Raw genomic sequence first — 16,871 nt, 5'->3', positions numbered from 1 at the left:
CCGACAAGTCCCCTAAAACGGAAATCGCCCCTGTCAGAAATCGTTCCGACAAGGGCGAAACCGTAAAATGCAAATTCGCCCCGGGCTCCAACCGCCCGGCGAACTGCCGAAACGGTCCTCGCCCCGTTTTCCCGCGTCGTTACGGCGGACCGGGGAAACCCGCTATTTCGCCTGACGCTTGCGCATCGTCTCGTCGAGAATGATCTTGCGCAGGCGGATCGACTTGGGCGTCACCTCGACATACTCGTCCTCCTTGATATACTCGAGCGCTTCCTCTAGCGAGAAAATGACCGGCGGCGCGATCGACACCTTGTCGTCCGACCCGCTCGCACGCATATTGGTCAGCTTCTTGGACTTGGTCAGGTTGATGACGATATCCTCGGAGCGAGTGCTCTCGCCCACGACCTGACCGGCATAAATCTCGTCCTGAGGCGAAACGAAGAACGTGCCGCGATCCTGCAGCTTGTTGATCGCGTAGGCATAGGCCGTACCGGTCTCCATCGCGATCAGCGAGCCGTTCTGACGCATCTCCATGTCGCCCTTATAAGGCTCGAAGCCTTTCAGCCGGTGCGACATGACGGCCTCGCCGGCCGTAGCCGTCAGCAGGTTGCTGCGCAGTCCGATGATGCCGCGCGACGGAATGTCGAACACGATGCGCTGACGGTCGTGCACGGTCGCCATGTCGGTCATCGTACCCTTGCGCTTGGTAACCAACTCGATCGCACGGCCCGAGTATTCCTCGGGAATGTCGATCGTCAGCTCCTCGACCGGCTCGCACTTCTGCCCGTCGATCTGCTTGATGATGACTTTCGGCTGCCCTACCTGAAGCTCGTACCCTTCGCGGCGCATCGTCTCGATCAGCACCGACAGATGCAGCACGCCTCGTCCGTACACGACGAAACTGTCGGACGACGCCCCGGGCTCGACCCGCAGCGCGAGATTCTTCTCCAACTCGCGGTCGAGCCGCTCCTTGATATGACGCGAGGTGACATACTTGCCCTCGCGGCCGAAAAAGGGAGAGTCGTTGATCGTGAACAGCATGCTCATCGTCGGCTCGTCGATCGCGATCGGCTCGAGCGGCTCGGGATTTTCGTAATCGCAGACCGTGTCGCCGATCTCGAAGCCCTCGATGCCGACCAACGCGCAGATTTCGCCGCAACCGACGCTCTCGACCTTCGTCTTGCCGAGCCCGTCGAACACCATCAGATCCTTGATGCGCGTCTTGACCATCGTCTTGCCGTCCCGCTTGGCGAGCGTGATCGGCATGCCCGAGCGGAGCGTGCCACGCGTCAGCTTGCCGACGGCGATGCGGCCCACGTAGGGCGAATATTCGAGCGAAGTAATCAGCAACTGAGGCGTCCCCTCCTTCATCTCCGGAGCGGGTATGTTGTCGATGATCGCGTCCAGCAGCGGCGTGATGTCCTGCGTGCGCTCCTTCCACACATGCGACATCCAGCCCTGCTTGGCGCTGCCGTAAATGGTCACGAAGTCGAGCTGCTCCTCGGTCGCGTTCAGCGTGAACATCAGGTCGAACACCTGCTCGTAGACTTCCTCGGGACGGCAGTTCGGCTTGTCTACCTTATTGACGACGACGATCGGCTTCTTACCCAGCGACAGCGCTTTCTGAAGCACGAACCGCGTCTGCGGCATCGTGCCTTCGAACGCGTCCACGAGCAGCAGCACGCCGTCGGCCATGTTCAGCACGCGCTCCACCTCGCCGCCGAAGTCGGAGTGGCCCGGCGTATCGATGATATTGATCTTGTATCCGTTATAGTTGACCGACACGTTCTTCGACAGGATCGTGATCCCGCGCTCGCGCTCCAGATCGTTGTTGTCCATGATCAGCTCGCCGGTCTTCTCGTTGTCCCGGAAAAGATGCCCCTGCATAATCATCTTGTCGACCAGCGTAGTCTTTCCGTGATCGACGTGGGCGATGATCGCTATGTTGCGTATTTTTTGCATACCGTGTCTTTAAGTCGCGGCAAAGGTACGAAATTAATTTATCTTTGTCATCAATAAACTGTCTGCCATGAAGCAAGTCATCGAGGTCGGGCGCGGAGCGGACGCGCCCTCGCGAGTGGTGATCGGAGACGCGATCAACTCGCTGGAGAACTATCTGCCGTCGGGCCGCAAGGTCGTGATCGTGACGGACCCGAACGTCCACCGCCTGTACAAGGAAATCATCAACCGCTACGACTACTGCCTGATCGGTCTGGGCGAGCCCAACAAGACGCTCGGGACGGCAGGCAAGCTCTACGGCGAGCTGCTCGCCCGAGGAGCCGACCGCTCGACGTTCCTCGTCGGCTTCGGCGGCGGCATCGTGACCGACGTGACGGGTTTCGTCGCCTCGACCTACATGCGGGGCCTGCGTTTCGGCTTCGTCGCGACGACGCTGCTCGCGCAGGTCGACGCGAGCGTCGGCGGCAAGAACGGCGTCAACTACGAGGGATACAAGAACATGGTCGGGACCTTCAACCAGCCCGACTTCGTGCTCTGCGACCCGGCCATGCTCGACACGCTGCCCGAGCGGGAGTTCCGGGCCGGGCTGGCCGAAATCGTCAAGGCGGGCCTGATCGCCGACAGAGAACTGTTCGGACTGTTCGAGAGCCATTCGCTCGAGGAGTTCCGACGCGACCGGGCGCTGCTGGGAGAGGCGGTCATGCGGGCCGTGAAGGTCAAGGCGCATATCGTCGAGCGGGACGAACGGGAGAGCGACGAGCGGCGCAAGCTCAATCTGGGACATACGTTCGCGCATGCGATCGAAAAATGCAGCCGCGACTTCTTGCACGGCGAGGCCGTCGCGATCGGCACGGTCATGATCGCGCGCCTGTCCGAAAGGCTCGGAACCGTCACGGCGGAAGAGGCTGCCCGCGTGCGGAGCGTATTCGAGGGGATGGGGCTGCCCGTCGCGACCGGCATCGAACTGCCCCGCCTGATCGCCGCGCTGAAGCACGACAAGAAAAAAGAGGCCCGCTCGGTCGCCTTCGTGCTGATGCGAGGCATCGGCGACTGCGAGATACGCCCGATGACGTTCGACGAGATCGACCGGACGGCGGACTTGCTGAAGTAGTACGGAGACACCCCTGTATGCTCCGGTACCCGCCTCTCGTTCAAACCTCGAAAGGCTGCGTTTTTCCGCCGGAAAAACCGTGCGCAAGCGTCTCTGGCATCCAGAGAGCAACAATTCGCCCCCACCGGCATACGGCACGGAACGCCTCGTCCGGACCGTCTCGACGACCCGGGCAAGGGTAAAGATCGACGACACCCTGAAACCGATCGGGCGGGCCGGCGCGAAACGACCCGTCGCACGATGGGGTACCGACAGGACAGTCCGCCCGCGGCGGGTCCAGTTTCCGGAGTTTTTTGCAAAAAGCCCGATACCCGTTCTTCCCATGCAAGACATGGGCGGCATGCGTCCGCCTTCTCGTATTGTCCGGAATACCGAACCGAGGACGGATTGCCCGAAGCGAACCGCCCGGACAGGATCGGCATGCGTTCCGGAGCCGTCCGGCGACATCCGACGGCCCTCGGACCCTTCGTTTTCGGACAAACGGCGCGCATTCCGAAAAGAGCTGCGTCCTCGCGCCCGCAGGCAGCATAAAAAAACGAGGCCGGAAAAACCGGCCCCGTCGTATCGCTAAGATTTCCGCGAGCACTATACGCAACCCTGTGCCAGCATCGCGTTGGCCACCTTCATGAAACCGGCGATGTTCGCGCCCTTCACGTAGTTCACGTAGCCGTCCGGCTCGGTGCCGTACTTGACGCAGGCGGCATGGATGTTCTTCATGATCGAGTGCAGCTTCGCATCGACCTCCTCGGGCGACCACACGAGACGCATCGAGTTTTGCGACATCTCCAGCCCCGACGTGGCTACGCCGCCGGCGTTCGACGCCTTGCCCGGAGAGTAGAGCAGCTTATGATCCTGAAACGCCTTGATCGCTTCGGGCGTCGAAGGCATGTTGGCGCCTTCGGCCACGCAGATGCAACCGTTGGCGATCAGCGTCTGCGCCTCGTCGCCGTCGAGCTCGTTCTGAGTGGCGCACGGCATCGCGATGTCGCACTTCACGCTCCACGGGCGCTGTCCCTCGTAATAGGTAGCCTGCGGATATTTCTCGGCATATTCCTTGATCCGGCCCCGGAAGATGTTTTTCAGTTCCATCACATAAGCCAGCTTGTCGGCGTCGATGCCCTCCGGATCGTAGACGTAACCCGACGAGTCGGACAGCGTCACGACCTTCGCGCCGAGCTGGGTCGCTTTCTCGCAGGCATACTGGGCCACGTTGCCCGATCCGGAGATCGCGACCGTCTTGCCCTTGAAGCTCTCGCCGCGCGTAGCGAGCATCTCCTGAGCGAAGTAGCAGGTACCGTAGCCGGTGGCTTCCGGACGCAGCGGACTGCCGCCCCAGTCGAGTCCCTTGCCCGTCAGCGTACCGGTGAATTCGTTGCGCAGCCGCTTGTACTGGCCGAACATGAAGCCGATCTCCCGGCCGCCCACGCCGATATCGCCGGCCGGGACGTCGGTGTTCGCACCGATATGCCGCTGCAATTCGGTCATGAACGACTGGCAGAAACGCATCACTTCGTTGTCGGACTTGCCCTTGGGATTGAAGTCCGAACCGCCCTTGCCGCCGCCCATCGGCAGCGTGGTCAGGCTGTTCTTGAACGTCTGCTCGAAAGCGAGAAATTTCAGAATGCTCAGATTCACCGACGAATGGAATCGGATGCCGCCCTTGTAGGGCCCGATCGCGCTGTTCATTTCGATGCGGTATCCCTTGTTGATCTCTATTTCACCCTTGTCGTTGAGCCATGGAACACGGAACATGACGACCCGCTCGGGCTCGGCGATACGCTCGAGCACCTTCATTTTCTGAAGCACGGGATTCTGCAGGATATACTCCGCCAGCGACTCCACGACCTCGTGCACCGCCTGGTGAAACTCTTTCTCTCCGGGATTCTTGGCTACGATCTGAGCCATGAAGTCATCCACATACTGTTGAACGTGTTTTTCCATTGGACTTGGGGTTTACGTGTATTTTACTCTGTTTCGGACGGTAAAAATAGTGCAATGAAACCTAAAAAACAAACAGAACGAGCGCCAATTGCCCGTTTCATCACATTTAGTTAAAAAACAAACACGGAAATTCGTTACTAAATCGCGGCCCGGCGAGGCGTTTGCTTTCAAATGGTAAGCTGCGGGCAGCCGGCGACCTGAAATCGTTAGCGGCGAAAAAAAAGCGAAAAAATTCGTTTTATTTTCATCGTCTGTCCGCGCCGCCGATCTGCCCGAGCGGCCCTGCCGTATCGTCCGCCGGAACCGTCGAAGACACACGCCGAAAAGGCGGGGAAGCGGAAAAGTTTCGGGAAAACCGCGCGGCCGCGCCCCTTACGGATCGGTTCTCCGGCCGAGCTATCGTCCGTTCTGCTGCAGAAACCGCTGCCGGATCACCTCGGCCACCGGTACCCCCTTGAGCTTGCTCTCGAGCCACGAAAGAATGTCGAGATAGTAGAACGTCCGACGCTCGTAGGGATGATGCTCGAGCGGCTTGAGCCGGCGGAAGAGCTGCCTCAGTTCGTCCTTGAGCGTCGTCTCGTACATCGAGTTGAGCCGCTTGAGGAAGGCCATGATCGCACGCTGCACCTGCTGCATGTCGTTCATCTTGATCAGGAACAGGTAGACCGAGCGCACCTGATAGTCCAGGTTATAGTCGATGCCCGCTTCGTAGGAGGCGATCAGGTTCAGAATCCGCGCATAGCATTGCAAATCGCGGCGTATCTGCGGGTCGCGCGTACCGATGATCCGGCCCAGATACTCCATGCACTTGCGGTGATCGCCGTTCCCGAAATAGAGACATGCTATCTTATAGCAGAGCACCATACGGTGATGAATGTTCAGCTGGGACTCGCAGTCGCGGAGGAACCGCTCGACTTCGGGAATCATCTCCACGCCCTCGGCGAAGGTCCCTTCCCAGAAATGCCGGTTCATCCGGTTGGCATAGAGAATATGTCTCGATATGAGCTTGGCATTGCCGTTCAGACTGCCGATCGTCTCGTACTCGTCCTCGAACGCCGCCAGCGTCTGGACGAAACGCCGGTAACTGCGCATCAGAAAAAGGCCGTCGAGCAGACGCGAATAGCCCCTGAGGTAGGTATCGTACATCTGCTGCTTCATCTGGGGCTCGCGGTCGAAGAGCGCGATCCAGCGACAGACATACTTGTAGCACGTCAGCATATCGTGCCGGATATAGTGATACCATACCTGCGCCTGATACAGGTAGAGCCGCTCGAGAAACGACAGCTTCGAGGGATCGCCGTACTTGTCGAGTCTCGGGCCGAAGAACTGCTCGATCATGTCCAGGTCCTTCTGCGTCCGGGCATAACCCAGCTGAAGGTACAGGGCGTAAAGCTGCACCCCGGCGTTCGACAGCTCGTTGACGTTCTCGATCCGGCCGCACAATTCGATGGCCTGCCGGCTCGCCGCCTCGCTCTTGGACATGACTCCCCGGGCGACACTCAGCGTGTCCATCTTCTTGCGGAAATCGATGATGTCGATCGCGGCGGTATACTGCTCGTTGGCAAGCGCCGTCTCCTTGGCCTTGTCGAGCATCTTGGAACTCTGCCGGAAAAGGCCCTTATCGTAGAGTATGCGGGCGAAGTCGATCTGCTCGCGGAGCTGCATCGGAACCGTCCGCTGCACGTCCAGCAGACGGATGCTGACCAGTATCTGCTTATACAGATGGGCCTTCATGTTGGGCAGCTGTTCCTTCTTGATCGGACAGCGCTGCAAAATCTTCGCCTCGTCGTATTCGTCGAGCGAGTCCATGCAGTCGAACAGCGTGACGAACTTCGCCTCCTGATTGCCCGAAAGGCGCGTCGCGTAGAGCTTGAAGTTCCGCTTCTCGGCTTTACTCATGCTTCGTATCAGGTCGAATACGGGCTCCTGTTTTCCGCTGGCTGCATTCATCGTAGAGCTTGTTTTTGCCGTCAGCAAATTTACCAAATAATTATCCGCAAACGAAATTAATGGCTATATTTGTGGAAATTTACCATATATTTTCGCCAATATGTCCACCACTATTTCACGCTACGCCGGACGGGGAGTATCCTCCTCGAAAGAGGACGTGCACGCGGCCATCCGCCATATCGATAAGGGCCTTTATCCGAAAGCCTTCTGCAAAATCATCCCGGACACGCTCTCGGGCGATCCGGAGGCATGCCTCGTCATGCACGCCGACGGAGCGGGAACCAAGTCGGCGCTCGCCTACGCCTACTGGCGCGAGACGGGCGACGCATCGGTATGGAAAGGCATCGCTCAGGACGCGATCGTGATGAACACCGACGACCTGCTGTGCGTCGGCGTGACCGGAAACGTACTGCTGTCGTCGACGATCGGGCGCAACAAGCACCTGATCCCCGGCGAGGTCGTCTCGGCCGTCATCAACGGCACGGAAGAGTTCCTTCAGAAGATGCGCGATCAGGGTTTCGAGATACGCTCGACGGGCGGCGAGACGGCCGACGTGGGCGATCTGGTGCGCACGATCATCGTCGACAGCACCGTCACGGCCCGATTGCGCCGAAGCGACGTGATCGATAACGCGCATATCGGACCCGGCTGCGCGATCGTAGGTCTCGCCTCGTTCGGACAGGCTTCCTACGAAGACGAGTACAACGGCGGCATGGGCAGCAACGGTCTGACCTCGGCCCGGCACGACGTGTTCGCCCGGATACTGGCGGAGAAATATCCGGAAACCTACGATCCCGAAACGCCCTCCGATCTGGTATACAGCGGCAAGTACCGGCTGACCGACACGGTGCCCGGCTGCCCGCTGACGGTAGGCAAGCTCGTGCTTTCGCCCACGCGCACCTACGCTCCCGTCGTCCGCGCGATTCTCGACGAGCACCGGGGCGATATCCGGGGCATGGTCCATTGCAGCGGCGGAGGACAGACCAAAATCTTGCACTTCGTCGACCGGCTCCACATAATCAAGGACAATCTGTTCGATACCCCGCTGCTGTTCCGGCTGATCCAGCAGGAGTCGCAGACCCCTTGGCGCGAGATGTACAGCGTATTCAACATGGGGCACCGCATGGAGATCTACGCGGATCCGGCGGCGGCCGACGACATCGTCCGCATCTCGAAAGGTTTCGGTATCGACGCCCGGGTGATCGGACGGGTCGAGGAAGCCGACCGTGCATCGGTCACGATCCGCCACGAAGGCCGGGAACTGAACTACGCCAAGTAGCGATCGGCCCGCAAAACGAAGAAAGCGAAGAGGCTGCCCGACACGAATAAGTCGGGCAGCCTCTTTTGACGTTCCGCACGGTTCCACTCTTAGGCGCGGGCCCCGGCGTACCGCCGCAGGTCCGGCTTCCGTCCGACCGCAACATTCCACTTACCCTCCCGTATCGCTCCGGATAGCGACGACACGGCAAAGGCCGGCGACCATCGCTTACGGCATTCCCAGCGCCGGACACCCTCCGCATCCTCCCGCAGGAACAAAAAAATAAAGGGTCCCCGCTCGGCGGAAGATCCTTTATTCAGCGAACGATGCTTCGCGAGCCGGTCGCCCGAACTTATTCCGCAACAGCGGCAGAGTCGGCAGCGAGCGAGTCTGCGGCAGCGGCGGCGGCGGCAGCGGCGGCAGCCTCTTCGGCAGCGGCGATCGAGTCGGCCTTGGCAGCGGCAGCGATCGAATCGGCCTTAGCCTTGTCCGCAGCCGAGGTACCGCAAGAAGCGAAAGATACGGAGGCAGCAACTACTGCGAGCATCATGACAGATTTTGCCAAAGTTTTCATAATAACAAGAATTAAATTGGTTGAATTATTCAGCCGCAAATGTATAAAATGATTTGCTATTAATGCAACTTTCAGGCGGGAAGTTTCGCTTCTTTCCGGAAAAAGATTTGTTTTTTCGGAAAATTTTTCTATAATCCGCTACCGCTCGGCGCCTCCGGCCCGTCCGTCCGTGCGACCGGCTGTTGGCCGAAAAGCTCGAGAGGCATGCTCTCGGGCACGATGAATGCCCGGTCGAAAGCATCCCTGATCCTGCCCCACAGGATAATGGCCTCCTCCATCGTCAGACAGTTGCCCACCGTCACCTTAAAATAGGGAATGTTGTCGTAGTCCATGTAGGCCGGGATGTCGGGGTAAATCTCCCGAAAACGCGCCATCACGCTCTCGGCCTGCGAGCGGGCATGCTGCACGTTGTCGAAATAGATGCGTACCCGATACCCGCGTACTTTTTCCGGCGCGCGGCGGCCCTCCATCGAGCGGACGGCAGACGCGGCCCCGTCGTGCTCCTCGACCTCGACCCGGCTGCCGTACGACGGATCGGGCGTACTCAGTTCGCTTTTCAGAGCGCTCAGGCTCTGCGCCCCGGCTTCCACGCAGAAACAGCCGCAGAGCGGCAGCAGGGCGATCCAAAATTTCCGTTTCATAATCCGAACTCCTCCATCATTTCGGACAAATCGATGCCGAACTGCCTCAGAAAGGCATCGGTATCCATCCGCTCGACTTTGTATTTTTTACGCATCATGCCGGCTTTCAGCACGACTTCGCCCGACACGGTCGTTCCTCGGGCACCCGAAGAAAGGGTCCCCATGGCACCTAAAGCGCCCAGCAATCCTCCTTCAAAACGTATTTCCACCGGAATGCGGACCGTCGCTTCCTCCGACCGACGGGGCAACCGGACTTTCTCGTCGACCGAAGCCCTCAGCAGGGTAGTTTCGCCCCGATCGAGCGTCAGATCGGCCCGGACGATCGAAACCGCCGCGCCCGAAGCGTTCGACGCGCGCAAGGATACCTCTACGAGCGAGCGGGACGCCCCCAGCGAGCGCACCTCGACCGATTCGACTCCGTCACAGGAGATATCCTCCATGCGGACGCACGACACGGCGGCCAACGCGAACACCGCCACGATCCATACTTTTTTCATGCTCATCGTCTTTTTTCAGTTTTTTCACACGCGTCCGGCCGGCGGGCCGTATAAATCTGCGCCACGCCTCCGAAAAGATTCCGGCAGTCGCAATCCTCGAAGCCCGCTTCCGCCAGCAACCGGACGAAAGCCTCTCCGTAAGGGAACTCGTCCACCGAGCGGGGCAGATAGCTGTACGCCTTCCCGTCGCGCGACACCCATCCCCCCAACCGGGGCAGAACCCGGTGGAAGTAGAAACGGTAAACGGTCCCGAAAATTCTGCCGCGCGGCATGCCGAACTCGAGCACGAACAGTTTTCCTCCCGGTCTGAGGGCGGAAAACAACCCTGTCAAACCGCCGGGAATATCCTCGAAATTGCGCACGCCGAAAGCCACCGTCGCCGCATCGAACGCTTCGCGGCCGTAAGCGGCCGACTCGGCGTCGCCCTGCACGAGCTCTATACGCTCCGACAAAGACTCCCGTTCCACTTTCGCCCGTCCTACGGCCAGCATCCGTTCCGACAGATCGACGCCGACGACTCTCGCCCCGGGGCAGGACTTGGCCAGCATGATCGCCAGATCGGCCGTGCCGGTGGCCATGTCCAGCACCGAACGGGGACGCTCCGCCCGGACCGCCCGCACGACCCGGCGGCGCCAGCCCCGGTCGACACCCAGCGAAAGCAGGTGATTCAGCAGGTCGTAGCGACGGGCTATCCCGTCGAACATCGCCCGCACCTGCTCTTTCTTCCCGTCCGTATCGTTATAAGGCTTCATCGCATCGCATTTATTCGAACCGGATGCTTCTCTCCGGCAGGATGAACGAAATAAGCATCGTGGGCAGCGAAAGCAGCACGACGATCAGGACGAAAGTTCCGGCATTGAGCATCAGCACCCACCCCCAGCGGATACTGACCGGAAGCGTCGTCAGAAAATACCCTTGCTCGTCGAGCGTGATCCAGCCCGTAAAATATTGCAGCAGGCACAGCCCGATGCCGATCAGGTTTCCCCAGACCATGCCCCTCAGGATAATGAACGACGAGCGGATCACGAACATCTTCTGCAACGCCCCGTTCCCCATGCCCAGCGTCTTCAGCACGCCGATCATCCGCGTCCGTTCGAGCAGAATGATCAGCAGCGCGGCGATCATGTTGAACAGCGCGACCAGCAGCATCACGGTAATGATCACGGCCGCGTTGACGTTGTGCGCGTCGAGCCAGTCGAAAATCATCGGATACTGCATCCGAACGTTCGTCACCCGCAACGGCTCGTCGCGGTCGGTCCGCTGATGCTCGACCACCGCGCGATACACGTCGTCGGTAAAGCGGTCGAGATGCGAAAAATCCGTCGTGCGCAGCTCGAAGCCGCTCACCTGAGTCGAATCCCAACCGTTGAGCCGCTGGACGTTGCGCAGGTCGGTCAGCGCCAGCACCCGGTCCAATTCGCCGAAACCCGTGTCGTAGATTCCGCTGACGCGGAATCGGTCGCGGCGCGGGGGATTCTGCACGAAAAGCATCTCGATCGGATCGCCCACGTCCGCCTCCATCCGGTCGGCCACCGCACGCGAGAGCAGCACTTCCTTATGGCGGACCGTGTCGCTCACGTCGGGCAGCCTGCCGGCGACGAGGCTCCTCCGCATCGGCGTCCAATCGTAGGTCGAATCGACCCCTTTGAGCACGATCCCCTGCATCGCCTCTTCGCCACGCAGGATGCCGCCTTTCACGGCATAGGGGTTGAGACTCTCGAAGCGGGGGATTCCGCGCAAATAGTCCGCGAACGGCTGATCGCGGCTGACGGGCTCCGTCTCATAGGACGACGCGTTGCCGTCCAGACTGGCGATCTGCACATGGGCCCCGAAACCCGACAGCTTGGCGGTTATCTCGCGCTTGAATCCGAATATGACGGCCAGCGAGACGATCATCACCGCGACGCCTATGGCGACGCTCAGCGTGGCGACCCGCACCATCACGTTGTTTCGGCGGCCGGACGAAACGGAAGCTATCCGCTTCGCCAGAAAGTATTCGAGATTCAGTCTGCCCATCGGGCCGTCGGTTTTAAAGTATTCGGCATGCAAAATGCAAAGTAACGCAAAATTTCCTATTTTTGCACTCGAACCGTCGAGGTTTCCCCCGCATCGGCGGCTCGGGGCGCCGATGCCCCCGGACGGAGAACGAAACGCACAGGCACATGAGCAAAACGGCATTTATCACGGGAGCTTCCTCGGGCATAGGAGCCGCCACCGCACGGGCGCTGGCCGAACTGGGTTACGATCTGGTCATCACCGGTCGTCGGACGGACCGGCTGCAAGCCCTCAACGACCGCTTGGAAAAGGAATTCGGCGTCAAGGCGCTGGTCCTCGGATTCGACGTGCGCGACCGTTTCCAGACCGAGAGCGCGATCGACGCGCTGCCCGGCCATTTCCGCACGATCGACGTACTGGTCAACAATGCCGGACTGGCTTCCGGGTTCGAGCACATCGACGAGGGCGACCCGATGGACTGGGACAAGATGATCGACACGAACGTCAAGGGTCTGCTCTACGTCACGCGCGCCGTCTCGCGGATGATGATCGAGAACGGGCAAGGGGGCCATATCGTCAACATCGGCTCGATCGCCGGCACGCAGCCCTATGAGAACGGAGCCGTCTACTGCGCGTCGAAACATGCCGTGCATGCGCTCTCTCAAGGCATGCGGATGGACCTGCTGAGCCACGGGATCAAAGTGACCGAGATACGGCCCGGCATGGTCGACACCGAGTTCTCGACCGTCCGATTCCACGGCGACCGCGAGCGGGCCCGCGAAGTCTATCGGGGCATCGAACCGCTCACGGGCGACGACATCGCGCGGATCGTCGCGTGGATCGTCTCGCTCCCGGCCCATGTCAACATCAACGACATCGAAGTCATGCCGGCCCGGCAGGCCAACGCTTACCTGACCTGCCGCAAACCCGTCGCGGCAAAGCAATAAGAGACGGCCTCGCAGCGTTTATAAAAAAACTGAATAAATGAAACGGAACGACGAGCGGTTTCGTCTTTCCCAAAAAACATCGAAAAACCATGATCGGACCCATGAATGCGGAGTTTCTGCTGATTATCGCCATCGGCATCGTCGGCTTTATCGTGCAAGCCAAACTCCAGTCTGTTTTTAAGAAATACTCGAAAGTCATGTTCTCCGGCGGCCTGACCGGACGCGACGTAGCCGAACGCATGCTGCACGACAACGGCATCTACGACGTGAAGGTCGTCTCGACGCCCGGCCATCTGACCGACCACTACAATCCGGCCACGAAAACGGTCAACCTGAGCGAGTCGGTCTACGCGAGCAACAGCGTAGCCGCGGCGGCCGTAGCGGCTCACGAGTGCGGGCATGCGGTACAGCACGCCAAGGAATACGCCCCGCTGAAACTCCGCTCGGCGCTCGTGCCGGTCGTCAGCTTCTCGTCTCAATGGGCCGTATGGGTCGTAATAGCCGGAATCCTGATGATGAAGACGTTTCCCGCGCTGTTTTGGGTCGGTATCGCAATGATCGCCGCCTCGGCCCTGTTCAGCATCGTGACGTTGCCGGTCGAGTACAACGCCTCGGCGCGCGCGATGCAGTGGCTCACGGGCAGTTATACGCTGCGCGGAGAGCAGGCCGCTCAGGCCGAGGAAGCGCTCTCATGGGCGGCCCGGACCTATCTGGTCGCCGCGCTGTCGGCTATCGCCACGCTGATCTACTACCTCGGATTCGCGCGGAGGGATTAGCGCACAGACGAAAAGAGACAACCTGTTCGGATACGGCGCCGTCTCCTTTTCGCATACCGGTTTCGCCGAAAGGCTAAAATTCAGAGCGCCGGTCTGCCAACATGGGCAGACCGGCGCTCTGTTTCGTCCGGCCCGGACGAACTTCCGAGCCGTCTGTTTTACTGGGGACGCCGATCTTCCCTGATCTCAAAAATAGTGCTTTCATCGTGATCCGGCAAGACAGACTCGATGACCGACTCGTCCGGAAACGCATAACTCCACGGAATACCCTCGGAATCTTCCGTCCAGAACGAGCCTTTCTCTATATGAAGAGCATACTTGTAACGTTTCATATAATATGTGAAATAAAAGTCTACTGTCAGTCTGCTCGTCGCAGGCCACGCCCCCGAACAAGCAATCAGGCGGTCTCCTTTTTTTCCTATATAAACCCGCGTCGTCCGACGCTTGCACCATGCCTGAGTTACATCGATCCGCCGAACGATCTCCTCACCGGAAGAGGTCGTTCCCGAAATCGTGACCACGCCGCTGCGCTGTTGCTCGAAATTCTCCATGATACTCAGCTCGGTGGTCCCGTCGCCTGTCCCGCCCATAGTCAAAGGAAAAATCCACGACACCGACGACGTAACGCTCCATCGAATGTTCGACTGAATATTCACCGTGCACCTGTCGTATCCGCATGAGACACCTATACTTGTCGGAGTGATTCGAGATACTCGCCGTTCCGGCTTTCGACACGACATGCCGGTATTGTTCCTCGGCAACCCGGTCGCACGCCGTCAGCAAAGCGACCGGAAATAAATACATCATTTTCTCATGGCATTTTTCAAAATCACAATGAAAACCAAATACAAATGTCTGTTATCTCCACACGGCAAACTAAATTCCGATAGCATATAAAACAGATAACCGGACTTCATTCCCTCGGCTATTGCAATACCGCACAGGTTGATCGCACGGTCGCAGGAGAATCTGAAACGACACGGGTCATTGCCCAGACGATCCGGTTTCCAAGACACCGGTTTCCGAACATGTCCGCCGCAAAGATACTTCATACGGGATCGGCCATAGATTTCTAAAAATCGACGTCAATCCGGTTCGGCCGAACAATGAGTCCGTCGACGTATGCAGGTAATATCCCGAATATTCGTCTGCGTCCCTCGTGAATTTTCGGGCAAAAAGTCATTTATGTTTCCTGTTATCTTCTCCTGCGACATTGCACGCATCTGCTTCTCTTGCCAGACAAGCGGCTCCGTGTTCCGTCCCAACTTCTTAGCCTTTCTGTCTCCGACAGCGCCCATCGATACCGAGATTTGCTTTCGCCGGGCATCCGCCGGGGCGAGAATACCGGATATTTTCAGTTCAACGCTGTAAAAACACGACGGATTCAGGCGTATTACAACGATTTACTTTTGTGCGTTTTCAAGAATATCCAGATGCAAAATTGGGTATCTTTGCACCGTCAAAAACGAATTCAATGGACCCGTTAGAGATCAACAAAGTAGAGATACGCAACCTGCAACGTGAAGATTACGACCAGCTGGCCGCCTCGTTCACCCGAGTCTATGCCGACGGAAGCGACGTCTTTTGGACGCCGGAGCAGATCGACAAACTGATACGCATTTTCCCCGAGGGGCAGATCGTCGTAGTCATAGACGATAAGATCGTAGGCTGTGCTCTTTCGATCATCGTGCACTACGATGATGTGAAGAACGACCACACCTACGCTCAAGTCACGGGAAACGAAACCTTCGACACCCACACCCGCAAAGGCAATATCCTCTACGGTATCGAGGTCTTCATCCATCCCGACTACCGGGGACTGCGGCTGGCGCGGCGCATGTATGAGTACCGCAAGGAACTATGCGAAAAACTCAACCTGAAAGCCATCATGTTCGGAGGCCGCCTGCCCAACTATCACAAGTATGCCGACCAAATGCGTCCCAAGGAGTATATCGACAAGGTACGCCAGCGGGAAATCGTCGATCCCGTACTGCTGTTCCAGCTCTCGAACGACTTCCATGTCCGCAAGGTAATGCGCAACTATCTGCCCAATGACGAGGAGTCGCTCCACTACGCCTGTCTGCTCCAGTGGGACAACATCTATTACCAAGCTCCGACCGAAGAGTACATCCTGCCCAAAACTACGGTACGCGTAGGCATCGTACAGTGGCAAATGCGCAGTTACAAAACCCTCGACGACCTGTTCGAACAGGTGGAGTTTTTCGTCGATTCCGTAAGCGGCTATCAGAGCGATTTCGTCCTCTTTCCCGAATATTTCAATGCCCCGCTCATGGCACGGTTCAACGATGTGAGCGAATCGGAGGCCATCCGCGGACTGGCGCAATATACGGATGAGATCCGGGAACGGTTCATTGCATTGGCCATCAAGTACAACATCAATATCATCACGGGCAGCATGCCTCAGATCAAGGAAGACGGACAGCTTTACAACGTAGGCTTCCTCTGCCGCCGCGACGGGACCTACGAAATGTACGAGAAATTACACGTCACGCCCGACGAGATGAAATGTTGGGGACTGAGCGGCGGCAAGACGATTCGCACATTCGAGACGGATTGCGCGAAGGTCGGCGTATTGATCTGCTACGACGTAGAGTTTCCGGAACTCTCGCGCATTATGGCCTCCGAAGGAATGCAGATTCTTTTCGTACCGTTCCTCACGGATACGCAGAACGCCTATTCGCGCGTACAAGTCTGTGCCCACGCCCGCGCCATTGAAAACGAATGCTTCGTAGTGATCGCCGGCAGTGTGGGCAACCTGCCCAAAGTGCATAACATGGACATTCAGTACGCACGTTCCGGGGTCTTCACCCCTTGCGACTTCGCTTTTCCTACGGACGGACGGCGCGCCGAAGCGACGCCCAATACGGAGATGATCCTTATTTCGGATGTCAACCTGAACCTGTTGAACGAACTGCACACTTACGGCAGCGTCCGCAATCTCAAAGACCGTCGCAACGACTTATACGAAGTGCGGATGAAAAAATAGACGGTCCGCGACACTTGCTTGACGAGAATCATGTCGATCGGCCGACACCAAGATGCGAAATTGAAATTTTCTGCATCCCCCCGATACGGCTTTCGTTTCAGATCGTAGCGCGGAGTCGTACGCAGCTGCAACGTAAGCGCATACTCCCTCCCGTTCGATAACAATCTGTTACGAAAGTTTTATGATCGGAAGGCAGGTTAGCGGCAGAATACAGA

Annotated in this window: 14 protein-coding genes; 5 read left to right on the top strand and 9 right to left on the bottom strand. The window is 58.6% G+C overall.

From position 1 onward, the window contains the following. Nucleotides 1-162 precede the first annotated feature (162 nt). On the bottom strand, nt 163-1,962 hold the full coding sequence (gene typA / locus NQ491_RS08925) for a translational GTPase TypA (RefSeq protein WP_019246918.1): 1,800 nt from the start codon (nt 1,960-1,962) through the stop codon (nt 163-165). A 67-nt stretch (nt 1,963-2,029) separates the two neighbouring features. Between typA and aroB the strand changes: the two genes are divergently transcribed. Continuing rightward, nucleotides 2,030-3,070 (top strand): 3-dehydroquinate synthase, encoded by a 1,041-nt coding sequence (gene aroB / locus NQ491_RS08920; protein ID WP_019246917.1) that lies wholly within the window; start codon nt 2,030-2,032, stop codon nt 3,068-3,070. A 585-nt stretch (nt 3,071-3,655) separates the two neighbouring features. Here the strand turns inward: aroB and gdhA are convergent. Both gdhA and NQ491_RS08910 read right to left on the bottom strand, forming a co-directional pair. Beyond that, nucleotides 3,656-5,011: an NADP-specific glutamate dehydrogenase gene (gdhA, locus tag NQ491_RS08915; RefSeq protein WP_019246915.1), complete on the bottom strand. Its 1,356-nt coding sequence runs from the start codon at nt 5,009-5,011 to the stop codon at nt 3,656-3,658. Nucleotides 5,012-5,407: 396 nt separating this feature from the next. Further along, nucleotides 5,408-6,961, bottom strand: a complete 1,554-nt coding sequence (locus tag NQ491_RS08910) for a hypothetical protein (protein WP_019246914.1) — start codon at nt 6,959-6,961, stop codon at nt 5,408-5,410. Nucleotides 6,962-7,061: 100 nt separating this feature from the next. Between NQ491_RS08910 and NQ491_RS08905 the strand changes: the two genes are divergently transcribed. Then, nucleotides 7,062-8,240, top strand: a complete 1,179-nt coding sequence (locus NQ491_RS08905; RefSeq protein ID WP_026089827.1) for an AIR synthase related protein — start codon at nt 7,062-7,064, stop codon at nt 8,238-8,240. 331 nt (nt 8,241-8,571) lie between these two features. On the opposite strand, the gene NQ491_RS08900 is transcribed toward NQ491_RS08905, so the two are convergent. The 5 genes from NQ491_RS08900 to NQ491_RS08880 all read right to left on the bottom strand — a co-directional run bounded on the left by NQ491_RS08900 (nt 8,572) and on the right by NQ491_RS08880 (nt 11,947). Continuing rightward, complete coding sequence (locus NQ491_RS08900) at nt 8,572-8,784, bottom strand: hypothetical protein (protein WP_259800657.1); 213 nt, start codon at nt 8,782-8,784, stop codon at nt 8,572-8,574. 137 nt (nt 8,785-8,921) lie between these two features. Beyond that, nucleotides 8,922-9,434 carry a hypothetical protein gene (locus tag NQ491_RS08895; protein WP_019246911.1) on the bottom strand — a complete coding sequence of 171 codons (513 nt, stop codon included), beginning with the start codon at nt 9,432-9,434 and terminating at the stop codon, nt 8,922-8,924. Continuing rightward, complete coding sequence (locus tag NQ491_RS08890; RefSeq protein WP_034283475.1) at nt 9,431-9,931, bottom strand: hypothetical protein; 501 nt, start codon at nt 9,929-9,931, stop codon at nt 9,431-9,433. The genes NQ491_RS08895 and NQ491_RS08890 overlap by 4 nt, the downstream gene beginning before the upstream one ends. Nucleotides 9,932-9,933: 2 nt before the next feature. Then, on the bottom strand, nt 9,934-10,683 hold the full coding sequence (ubiE, locus tag NQ491_RS08885; RefSeq protein ID WP_019246909.1) for a bifunctional demethylmenaquinone methyltransferase/2-methoxy-6-polyprenyl-1,4-benzoquinol methylase UbiE: 750 nt from the start codon (nt 10,681-10,683) through the stop codon (nt 9,934-9,936). Between the two features lie 10 nt (nt 10,684-10,693). Then, nucleotides 10,694-11,947 (bottom strand): ABC transporter permease, encoded by a 1,254-nt coding sequence (locus NQ491_RS08880; protein ID WP_019246908.1) that lies wholly within the window; start codon nt 11,945-11,947, stop codon nt 10,694-10,696. A gap of 146 nt (nt 11,948-12,093) precedes the next feature. Here NQ491_RS08880 and NQ491_RS08875 point away from each other — a divergent pair, with 146 nt between their 5' ends. After that, complete coding sequence (locus NQ491_RS08875) at nt 12,094-12,873, top strand: SDR family NAD(P)-dependent oxidoreductase (RefSeq protein WP_019246907.1); 780 nt, start codon at nt 12,094-12,096, stop codon at nt 12,871-12,873. An 89-nt stretch (nt 12,874-12,962) separates the two neighbouring features. Further along, nucleotides 12,963-13,649 (top strand): zinc metallopeptidase, encoded by a 687-nt coding sequence (locus NQ491_RS08870; RefSeq protein ID WP_019246906.1) that lies wholly within the window; start codon nt 12,963-12,965, stop codon nt 13,647-13,649. 158 nt (nt 13,650-13,807) lie between these two features. Here the strand turns inward: NQ491_RS08870 and NQ491_RS08865 are convergent, their stop codons facing one another. Next, a complete protein-coding gene (locus NQ491_RS08865) occupies nt 13,808-14,239 on the bottom strand; it encodes a hypothetical protein (protein ID WP_019246905.1) in 432 nt (143 codons plus the stop codon). Nucleotides 14,240-15,123: 884 nt separating this feature from the next. Here NQ491_RS08865 and NQ491_RS08860 point away from each other — a divergent pair. After that, on the top strand, nt 15,124-16,656 hold the full coding sequence (locus tag NQ491_RS08860) for a bifunctional GNAT family N-acetyltransferase/carbon-nitrogen hydrolase family protein (protein WP_019246904.1): 1,533 nt from the start codon (nt 15,124-15,126) through the stop codon (nt 16,654-16,656). Nucleotides 16,657-16,871: the final 215 nt, after the last annotated feature.

The organism is Alistipes ihumii AP11, assembly GCF_025144665.1.
Lineage (GTDB): Bacteria > Bacteroidota > Bacteroidia > Bacteroidales > Rikenellaceae > Alistipes_A > Alistipes_A ihumii.
The sequence above is the reverse complement of the archived record's forward strand: the minus strand, read 5'-3'. Positions and strand labels throughout refer to the sequence as shown.